Genomic DNA, 933 nt, shown 5'->3' with positions numbered 1-933 from the left:
ATCGTCCGTTCAATCAACTCGCTTAGCCGACGGGTATTTCAACGCGAGTCACGCAGTGTGCGCCAGCACATGAGTCACGCAGCGTCTGGAAGACCCAAGGATAAGTAGAGTTGGTAGGCCTGAGTGGACTTGAACCACCGACCTCACCCTTATCAGGGGTGCGCTCTAACCACCTGAGCTACAAGCCTATTACGATAACGCTATTCTCTTCTTTCATCAGACAATCTGTGTGAGCACTGCACTTAACCTATCTCAGGTAAGGAGGTGATCCAACCGCAGGTTCCCCTACGGTTACCTTGTTACGACTTCACCCCAGTCATGAACCACAAAGTGGTCAGCGCCCCCCTTTCGGTTAAGCTACCGACTTCTTTTGCAACCCACTCCCATGGTGTGACGGGCGGTGTGTACAAGGCCCGGGAACGTATTCACCGTAGCATGCTGATCTACGATTACTAGCGATTCCGACTTCATGGAGTCGAGTTGCAGACTCCAATCCGGACTACGACAGACTTTGTGTGTTCCGCTTGCTCTCGCGAGGTCGCTTCACTTTGTATCCGCCATTGTAGCACGTGTGTAGCCCTACTCGTAAGGGCCATGATGACTTGACGTCATCCCCACCTTCCTCCGGTTTATCACCGGCAGTCTCCTTTGAGTTCCCGCCTTCACGCGCTGGCAACAAAGGATAAGGGTTGCGCTCGTTGCGGGACTTAACCCAACATTTCACAACACGAGCTGACGACAGCCATGCAGCACCTGTCTCTCAGGTCCCGAAGGCACTTCGCTGTCTCCAGCAAATTCTGAGGATGTCAAGAGTAGGTAAGGTTCTTCGCGTTGCATCGAATTAAACCACATGCTCCACCGCTTGTGCGGGCCCCCGTCAATTCATTTGAGTTTTAACCTTGCGGCCGTACTCCCCAGGCGGTCGATTTAACG

At 53.2% G+C, this 933-nt stretch carries 1 tRNA gene and 1 rRNA gene; both read right to left on the bottom strand.

Features of this window, described 5'->3' with window-relative positions:
* Positions 1–111: 111 nt before the first annotated feature.
* Positions 112–188, bottom strand: a tRNA-Ile gene (locus LGZ98_RS23905).
* 69 nt (positions 189–257) lie between these two features.
* Positions 258–933, bottom strand: a 16S ribosomal RNA gene (locus LGZ98_RS23900); the annotation flags it as partial.

It is taken from the genome of Photorhabdus kayaii (genome assembly GCF_025384895.1).
GTDB classification, from domain to species: domain Bacteria; phylum Pseudomonadota; class Gammaproteobacteria; order Enterobacterales; family Enterobacteriaceae; genus Photorhabdus; species Photorhabdus kayaii.
Note: the sequence above shows the minus strand (reverse complement) of the source record. Positions and strands in the feature narration are given on the sequence as shown.